Annotated in this window: 5 protein-coding genes and 1 pseudogene; all 6 read left to right on the forward strand. The window is 63.4% G+C overall.

Annotated features, from left to right (window positions below; all coding sequences use genetic code 11):
- Positions 1–533: 533 nt before the first annotated feature.
- The 6 genes and pseudogenes from QME84_04630 to QME84_04655 all read left to right on the forward strand — a co-directional run bounded on the left by QME84_04630 (position 534) and on the right by QME84_04655 (position 9,252).
- On the forward strand, positions 534–3,362 hold the full coding sequence (locus tag QME84_04630) for an SEC-C metal-binding domain-containing protein (protein MDI6873551.1): 2,829 nt from the start codon (positions 534–536) through the stop codon (positions 3,360–3,362).
- 683 nt (positions 3,363–4,045) lie between these two features.
- Positions 4,046–5,677, forward strand: a complete 1,632-nt coding sequence (locus QME84_04635) for an ABC transporter substrate-binding protein (GenBank protein ID MDI6873552.1) — start codon at positions 4,046–4,048, stop codon at positions 5,675–5,677.
- Positions 5,678–5,803: 126 nt separating this feature from the next.
- Positions 5,804–6,787, forward strand: a complete 984-nt coding sequence (locus QME84_04640) for an ABC transporter permease (GenBank protein MDI6873553.1) — start codon at positions 5,804–5,806, stop codon at positions 6,785–6,787.
- Between the two features lie 118 nt (positions 6,788–6,905).
- Positions 6,906–7,721 carry an ABC transporter permease gene (locus tag QME84_04645; protein MDI6873554.1) on the forward strand — a complete coding sequence of 272 codons (816 nt, stop codon included), beginning with the start codon at positions 6,906–6,908 and terminating at the stop codon, positions 7,719–7,721.
- Positions 7,722–7,897: 176 nt separating this feature from the next.
- A complete protein-coding gene (locus tag QME84_04650; GenBank protein ID MDI6873555.1) occupies positions 7,898–8,875 on the forward strand; it encodes an ABC transporter ATP-binding protein in 978 nt (325 codons plus the stop codon).
- Positions 8,876–8,918: 43 nt separating this feature from the next.
- A pseudogene (locus QME84_04655) lies at positions 8,919–9,252 on the forward strand (ATP-binding cassette domain-containing protein).

The following is a 9,252-nucleotide window of genomic DNA, read 5'->3' on the forward strand; positions in this document are numbered from 1 at the left end:
GAGAAGGACCGGGCCCCGGAAGAGCGGGTGCGGGAATTTATCCTGGGAATGAATGAGCGGATTGGAATGAATAGGCGGACTGGGATCCAGGCCCAGGAAGTACCAAGACCACGGAAAGGCGGGCCCGGTTAGGGGGATGGAAAGGGATTCATGAAAATGGGATCGCGCCGAGGCGGGATGAGCCGGGATGGCGCCGAGGCGGTTAGGGGAAGAATGGAAAGCGGCAAGGTTGTCCGAAGTGAAGCTATGGGGCGACCGGGTCGTCTTGTTCCGGCGGGCGCCCCGGGGGGGCCAGGAGGGGGCCGTGAGGATACCCTTTCATCCCCGCCGAACGGGGGAAGGATGATCACGGGAAAAATGGTATGTTACGTGTTGCGGCGGATTTCCGGCCCGGGCCGGGATCGCATACGGAGGTGAGGCGTGGGGCTGCCCCGGGGCGCGAGCGCAGTAGACCGTCGAAGGCCAAGCCTAAGGCGCTCCTCCGTTAAGCGGCTTGGCGGGCAGCTTGGACCGACGGAGAGAGGTGTATGGTCGTGGAGGACAAGGTCGGCAGGCTGGAGAGGCTCAGGGAGCTCGTAAGGGCCGTGGACTCCGGGGAACTGGACCTCGAGGATTGCCGGGAGGAACTCGAGGAGCTGGCGGAAGACAGGTACGCCCCCGTGGTCTCCCTGCTCCTTCTGCATGATGTCCGTCGCCGGTACGAGGCCGGGGAGATCGATGCGTCCGCGGCATTGTCCATAGCCCAGGAACAGGCGGATCGATTTCCCGCCTTGTCGGTCTCCTTCCTCAACTGCGCCCTTTACTCCCTTGCACTCGAAAGGGGGCTGGACGCCCTGGGCTACGCGGCCCTTTCCCGGCTCAAGGCCGGGTCTCTGGAAGGCGAGGTCGATTTTCACAAGGTGCCTGAATGGGAGAAATTGCTCCAAACCCTCCTCGAGAGGCTGCCGGATAACGAGGAGCCGTTCTCGGCGCGGAACTATCTCGAGGGTGCCGACGAGCACCTGAAAGATCATTTCCTGGCCCAACAAATAACCGACGATCTTGTTTGCCCGGAAGACGAGGAGGAGAGAGGCGAATGGACGAGCTTCATCCTGGGGCGCCTCGATCGACTCTCACCCCTCCTGGTCTCCATGCTGGACGATCTGTTGAGGCTGAATTTCATCAAGCCCCGGGAATTACCAAAGGGCATGGATGTCCTCATAAGGCTGGTCGGTTGTCTCGAGTCCCTGGAAACTCTTCCCACGTTGCTCACGTGCCTCGGCGCATGCGTCGGCGATCCCCTTAACGAGGCGGTCCTTGCCCTGGCCAGGCTCGGGCGGCGTTATCCGGAAGAGGTATCGTCTCGGTTGCGGGAGTTCGCCGAAAAAGAGGAGAACCACGAGGTCCTGCCGCCGGCCGTGGATGCGCTGGGGTTGCTCTGGGAGATACCCGGGAACCTCGATTTTCTCCAGGGGATGCTCGCCAGGTATGAGGCGGGGCCGGAGGGCGAGAACCACCTCTTCAGGTTCCTGGTTCATGCCCTTCTCTCCAGCGGGGAGCCCGCTGCCGTTCGGGCCGTGGTCGCGGCCCTGGAGGACCACCGCCGGGAACTCGACCCCGAATCGATCTCCTTCGCCGAGGATTACCTGGAGCACTACCGGGACATTCGGTTGGGGCCTCGACTCGATGAGATCCTGGAGGATAAGCCGGAGGATTTCCTGGGCCGGCCTCGCTCCGGCCTGCTCCGGGAGAGGCGACGCACTCTCACCCTCATGCGGGAGGATGTCCTGGCCAGGGGCTTGGAGAGGGAAGCGGCGATGTTGAGCCTCGACATGGTGGAGTTTCTTCTGCGAAAGGGAAGGAACGAGCCGTGCCCGTGCGGGAGCGGCCTGAAGTTCAAGAAATGTTGCCGGCCTCGCCTGGAGGAACTGCGGGAGAGCCTGAGAAAAGGAGAGGAGGGGAGCCGGCAAAGAAAGCCCTTCACGTGGCTCATGGATAAATTGGTAAGATATTCCATGAAGCCATCGATCCAGGCCGAGAGGATGGCCGCCCTCCAGGAGTTCCTCGAACCCCTGGGAAGGTCCTGGTTCGACGAGGAGGCCGTTTACGCGGGGGTGAGCGAGGAGGATTTCTTCGAGGAGTGGTTCCTACTCTCGAGGCCCCTGAAGAGGAGCGGCAAGGCGGTGGTCCAGGAGATGCTGGAGGCCGAGGGCCGGGAGCTGGAGCCTTCCCTGAAGGCCCTCCTGCAGGGCCTCGCTTCCTCGCGTTTCTCGGTGTTCGAGGTGCGGGAGGTCGTTCCGGGGAGCGAGCTGCTCCTGCGGGACATGTTCCGCGGGGAGGACGTGAGGGTTCGGGAGAGGACGGCCAGCCGGCTACTGGTCAAGTGGGACCTGTTGGTGACGCGCGTCGGTCGGGTGGGAGACCATCACGAGATGATGGGTCTCACCTTGCCGGTGCCCCGCCATTATCTCGAGAAGTTGGAGGCCTTCGTTGAACGCTCCTGTGGTGAACACCAGAGGGAGGGGCGGGTGAGGGACATGGACGAATTCCTCCAGACCCGCGGGCACCTACTCTTCCAGCAGGTGATGCACCTTTATCTGACCGAGCCGAGGCCCCTGGGCATCACCCCGGAGGGGGACGAGTTCACGCTGTGCACCGCAACTTTCGACATCAGCGATGCCGAGGAGGCGGCGCGCCGCCTGGCCGCCCATCCCTACATTCAGGACGAGGGGACGAAAAAGGGCATACGCAGCTTTTCCTGGTTCCTCAGTCGCGAGCTGGAGGACGAACTGCGCCGGGGAGACCATGTCGGCCCGCAGGACGGGGCGAGGACCTTTTCCGCCAGCCCCAAGGAAATGGCCGAGGATCAGGTGCACGCGGAGGCGAAGCGGGGTAACGTCATGAGGTGCTTGGGATTCCTGGAGCTGCGGGGGAAAAGACTTGTCTTCCGGACCCAATCCCTGCCCAGGCTGGAGGTCGGGAAGCGTGAGTTGCTGACGGTACTCGACGGCGTGGCCGTCCACCGGGCGGACAGCATCGAGGACCAGGAGGCCCTGCTGGGAAAGGCCTGGCGAGGCCGGAACGCCATGCCGGATGCCGAGGGACCTCGTTTATCACAGGCGGAAGGGTCGCTTCCCCCGGAGGTCCTGGAAAAAGCCTATGCGGAAATTTTCGAGCGGACCTACGGGAACTGGCTGGACGAACCCCTCCCCTACCTGGGAGGCAGGACTCCGCGGGAAGCGGCGAAGACGGACGAAGGGCGAAGGCTGGTGGACCGGCTCCCCAAGGATTACGAGAACCGGGCGGAACGCGACCGCGGGGCGGGGAAGCCGGCCTACGATTTCAGCCGCTTCCGGCAAGAACTCGACGTCTGGCCGGAGTGAGCGCCCGGACTCGCCGTCGGAATCGTTTTCCACGCCGTGGACGGCGAAGGCCCAGGAAGTGGGGTATTCTTCGCCTTTCGGGGGAGCTGTGGCCTCAGGCGGGGCTTCCCGTCCCCGTGGGATAGGCAAGGTCGCGCGACAGGCCTGGAGCCGGCTCGAGGCATGATGGAGGAGGAAAGGCGCCTTCGAGGCTGAAAAGGATCGAGAGATCGCCTTGTCGTTCCCGCCAAAACCGACATGAACGCACAGGAGGAATGGAGCGGTTCCTCAACGCAGGATGCGGAAGTCGTGTCGCCACGCCTCCGCGGTGTAGTGAACCAGGACACGGTGTTGACCGGCGGGTGAAGTGAAATATAATATTTCCAGTGTTTGGCCGATCGTGAAGGTCGGACGGGGCGGGTAACCGCGCCGAAGGAAGAGCGGTAGAGACTTTGAGGAAGAGAAGGCCGCGAAGGCCGGAAGGGCTTCGCGGCTTTTTGTTCCGCCGGCCGAAAGCGTGACTACGGGAGCCGGCGGGAACACGGGTTGGTGAGATATAGAAAAGAAACGAGCGCCGCGAAGGCGGTCACTCCCCGGAAGGGGAGAGCCGGCGGCGCTTCTTTATTGGAGGGAAAGCGGGCGCCTTCCGGGATGAGGTCCAGGGAGCGCCCGACGGGTTACAAGGCGGAAAAGGAGGACCAGGCATGGTGAGAGGGAAGCGGGATAACGAAAGGCGCTCGTCTTATAGAAAATGGGTTGCCGCAATCGCGGTGGTCGCGCTGCTGGTTCCCTTACTCGCCGGTTGCGGAGGCAGGGAAACCACTGGGGGGACGGAGGAGCGCGATGAACTGGTGGTCGCCCTGGGCGGTGAACGTGCGGAGGGCTATGACCCCACTACCGGATGGGGACGCTACGGCTCGCCCCTCTTCCAGAGCACCCTGCTCACCCGGGACGACGACCTCAACATCGTCAACGACCTGGCCACAGCGTACGAGGTGAGCGAGGACGGGCTGACCTATACGGTGAGCATCCGCAAGGATGTCAAGTTCTCAGACGGCGAGCCGCTGACCGCGGAGGACGTGGTCTATACCTTCGAGACCGCCGCCAAGAGCGGCTCCGTGGTGGACCTCACGGTTCTCGAGAAAGTGCAGGCGCTGGACGACTACACGGTGTCCTTCACCCTCAAGCAGCCCATGTCCACCTTCGTCAACCTGCTGGCCACCTTGGGCATCGTCCCCAAGCACGCGCACGGCGAGGACTACGCCTATAACCCCATCGGCTCCGGGCCCTACAAGCTGGTGCAGTGGGACCGGGGGCAGCAGATGATCGTGGAGGCCAACCCCTACTATTATGGGAAAAAGCCGTATTTCAAGAGGATCACCTTCCTCTTTCTCCAGGAGGACGCCGCCTTCGCCGCGGCCCAGGCTGGGGAGGTGGACATCGCCGCCGTTCCCCACACCCTGGCCGGCAACCGAGTCCCCGGGATGAGACTCCTCAACGTGAGAAGCGTGGATAACCGGGGTATCTGCTTTCCCTTCGTGCCTTCCGGGTCCACCGACGAGGAGGGCAACCCGGTGGGCAACGACGTGACCAGCGATGTCGCCATTCGTAAGGCCATCAACGTGGCCGTGGACCGCCGGGCGCTGGTGGAGGGGGTGCTCAAGGGCTACGGTACCCCGGCCTACACCATCTGCGACGGACTTCCCTGGTGGAACCCGGAGACGGTGATCGAGGACGCGGACCCCGAGAAGGCCAAAAGAATCCTCGAGGAGGGGGGATGGAAGGACGTCGACGGCGACGGCATCGTGGAGAAAGGGGGGTTGAAGGCGAGCTTCACCCTGGTCTATCCCTCCTCCGACCAGACCAGGCAGTCGCTGGCCATGGCGGTGGCGGACATGATCAGGCCAATCGGCATAGATATAAAGGTGGAGGGGAAAAGCTGGGACGATATCAAGCGCCTGATGCACTCCAACGCCGTTCTCTTCGGGTGGGGAAGCCATACTCCCATGGAGATGTACAACGTGTATCACGGCAAGAACCGGGGTAGGGAATGGTACAATGCCAATTTCTACCATAACCCCAAGGTAGATGTTTACATGGACCAGGCCCTTGCCGCGTCCGGCGAGGAGGAGTCCCTGGATTACTGGAAGAAGGCGCAGTGGGACGGGGAGACAGGTCTCTCGGCGCGGGGCGACGCCCCCTGGGCCTGGCTGGTGAACATCGACCATTGCTACTTCGTGAACGAGAGACTGGATACCGGAAAGAACCGCATCGAGCCCCACGGTCACGGCTGGCCCATCACCGCGAACATAGTGGATTGGAAATGGAAGGATTAGGAATGAAGGGCCTTAGGGTTGGTCGGCTCGAGCCCGCCCGCTCCACGCGGGCGGGCTCACCCGCCGCCCGGCGGCGCGGAAAGGAAAGTAGATGAGAAGGGCCTTCTCGTCTTCGCGGGCCGTGCCCTGCGCCTCCTGACCCTTCTGGTGGCGCTGGTGCTCTTTTCCTTCTTCCTGGTCAGCCGTTCTCCCATAGATCCCGTCAGCGCCTACGTGGGTGCGGACATGAACCTGGTGAGCCCCGAGCAGAGACAACGGATCGAGGAGTACTGGGGGCTTAACGACCCCATGCCCACGCGCATGGCGCGCTGGTTTTCCTCCATCCTGCACGGGGACTTCGGTACCTCCATGATCTATCGCCGGCCCGTGCTCGCGGTGGTGGGAGAACGCTTCAAGGCCTCGCTGCTGCTCATGTTCACGGCCTGGTTTCTGTCCGGGATCATCGGTATTTTCCTGGGCCTGCTGGCGGGGGCACGGAGCGGGGGCCTGGTGGACAGGGCCATACGATGGTACTGCCTTGCCATCGCCTCCACGCCGGCCTTCTGGTTGGGGATCTTGATGATCATCGTCTTCTCGGTATGGCTCCGCTGGACTCCCATCGGACTGGCGGTGCCGGCGGGCGTGGAAGCCTCCAAGGTCTCCGTTCTCGAGCGCCTGCACCACCTGGTGCTTCCCGCCCTCACCCTCAGCATGGTAGGGGTGGCGAACATAACGCTGTTCACGCGCCAGAAGGTGGTGGAGGCCCTGAAGAGCGAATACGTGCTCTTCGCCCGCGCCAAGGGAGAATCCGAAAGGTCCATCATCCTCCGGCACATCCCGCGTAACGTGTCCCTTCCGGCCGTCACCCTGCTCTTCGCTTCCTTTTCCGAGCTCTTCGGCGGTTCGGTCCTGGTGGAGACGGTCTTTACCTACCCAGGGCTGGGCCAGGCGACGGTGCAGTCCGCGCTGCGCGGAGACGTGCCGCTGCTCCTGGGAACGGTCATCTTCGGCGCCCTCTTCGTTTTCTTCGGCAACCTGACGGCGGACGCCGTTTACCTGTTGATAGACCCCAGGATGAGGTCGTTGAGGGAAGGGAACCACAGGGAAATATCTTATGGACACGCGGAGTAGGAGATTCCGGAGTCGGGAATACGGCGCGAGGGGCTTATTCCGTCGCCCCGGTTGGAGGCGGGTAGTAGGCGAGGAGGGCCGGATCGCCCTGGCCGTGCCCGCCGCAAGGTGGCCTTCGTTGAACCGGAGGCAGCGCGTGCTCGCGGGCACCGCCCTGCTGGCCGGCATGATCCTCATGGTAATAGTTTCCAGCTACATGATGGGCGACCAACGGCTGGTCACCAACCTGGAAGCCCGCGATATCCCTCCTTCCCTTTCCCATCCCTTTGGGACCGACTGGTTGGGAAGGGACATGTTGGTGCGCACGATCAAGGGGCTGAGGTTGAGCCTGGGCATCGGGGTACTGGCTTCGGGAATCAGCGTGGTCATCGCCCTGCTGCTCGGGATCCTGGCCGCGTCGGGGTTTAAGGCGGCCGATGCCGTCGTCTCCTGGATGGTCGATTTCTTCCTGGGCCTCCCCCACCTGGTGTTCCTCATCCTCATCGCTTTCGTCCTCGGGGGCGGAGTCGACGCCGTGGTGATAGGGGTGGCCCTGACGCACTGGCCGAGTCTGGCCCGCGTGGTGCGCGCGGAGGTCATGCAGTTGCGAACGGCGGATTATATTCAGGCCGCCTCGCATTTCGGCCGTTCGCGGTGGTGGGTGGCCCGCAAGCACTATCTTCCCCACCTGGTTCCCCTGCTCATCGTGGGATTCGTGCTGCTCGTGCCCCACGCCATTCTGCACGAGGCTTCCATCACCTTCCTGGGGTTCGGACTTGAACCCTCCCGGCCGGCCGTCGGCATCATCCTGTCCGAGGCCATGCGTTACCTCTCGGCCGGGAAATGGTGGCTTGCCCTCATGCCTGGGCTGGCGCTGGTGTTCCTGGTAGGGGTGATCTTCGCCTTGGGCGATAATCTGCGTGCCCTACTCAACCCCTATACCGCTCACGAATAAATGGGACTAAGGCTCGATATTGATGATGACAGTTTGCGGCATTCAGGAGCGGTAAAAACCAACGATTGGGGGGATGGTGGCGCGAGGAAAGGAGCACATCGATGAACGAGGACATGGAAAGGATTGAGATGCAGCCCGGGCTCCTGGAAAGGACACGTCCGCCGGTTATGTTGGATATGGGCAGGGAACCGAAGTCGAGCCCCTACGGAGTCAAGGGATCGGAGGGACGGGGAGCCCTTCTGGAGGTGAGGGAGCTCTCCATATCCTTTGTCCAGTACTCCAAGGGTTTGCGACAAAGGATGGTCACCCCCATCGTGGAGCTGGACCTGGCGATCGACCCGGGCGAGGTGGTGGCGGTGGTGGGGGAGAGTGGCTCCGGAAAAAGCCTTCTCGCCCATGCCCTCCTGGGAATTCTTCCCACCAACGCCCGCGTGCGCGGCGAGATACTGTACGAGGGCCGGCCGCTGACGCCGGAAAGGCTGGAGAAGCTAAGGGGAAGGGAGATAACCTTCATGCCCCAATCGGTGCAGTTTCTAAACCCCCTGATGCGCGTCGGCGCCCAGATCCCGGTTGGGAGGGGAAGGAAAGAAAGGGTGGAAGCGGTAAAAAAAGCGTTCGAGAGGTATCGGCTGCCCGAGGGGACGGAGAGGAAATTCCCTTTTCAGCTTTCCGGAGGCATGGCGAGGCGTGTGCTGGTAGCCTCCGCCACGGTGGGAGGCGCGCGGCTGATCGTCGCGGACGAGCCGACGCCGGGGATGGACGAGGGCGCCATTAGGGAGGCCCTGGGGCACCTGAGAGAGCTGGCCGACGAGGGGCGGGCGGTGATGCTCATCACCCACGATCTGGAGCAGGCGCTGCGGTTCTGCGACCGCGTGGCCGTCTTTTATGCGGGGACCACCCTGGAGGAGGCCCGGGCCCGGGAGTTCAAGGGCGACGGGAGTGCCCTGCGCCACCCCTATACCAGAGCCTTGTGGAAGGCGCTGCCCGGGAACGGGTTCCACGCCGTGGCCGGAAACCAGCCTTCACCGGATGAGCTCCCCGCGGGTTGCCTCTACGCACCCCGGTGCGACATGGCCACCGGCGAGTGTTTCGCCTCCAGGCCGGCGAAACGATATCTGAGGGACGGATGGGCGAGGTGTCACCATGCCTCTTGAGGCCAGGGGCGTCTCTTTTTATTACCGGCGCGGCGAGTGGGTGTTGCGGGGAGCCTCGCTGGCCGTCCGACCCGGCGAGGTGGTGGGCCTGCAGGGGAAGAGCGGTACGGGAAAGACCACCTTTGCCCGCATCATGGCCGGATATCTGAGGCCCCAGGAGGGTGTCGTGGTGCTGAACGGAGCCCCCCTGCCTCAGGGAGGCTACAGCCCGGTACAGCTCGTGCACCAGCATCCGGAGAGGGCGGTCAACCCGAGGTGGCGCATGCGCGACACCCTTAAAGAAGCGTGGGACGTGGACGAGGAAACCCTCGAGCTCCTCGGCATTGACCGCTCCTGGTTAAACCGCTGGCCCAACGAGCTGTCGGGAGGGGAGCTGC

The sequence above is a fragment of the Actinomycetota bacterium genome, from assembly GCA_030019255.1.
Taxonomy (GTDB): domain Bacteria; phylum Actinomycetota; class Geothermincolia; order Geothermincolales; family RBG-13-55-18; genus Solincola_A.

Coding starts and splice junctions, on each gene's coding strand:
- QME84_04635 (MDI6873552.1), top strand. CDS start 4,046: ATGGTGAGAGGGAAGCGGGATAACGAAAGGCGCTCGTCTTATAGAAAA.
- QME84_04650 (MDI6873555.1), top strand. CDS start 7,898: ATGGGCAGGGAACCGAAGTCGAGCCCCTACGGAGTCAAGGGATCGGAG.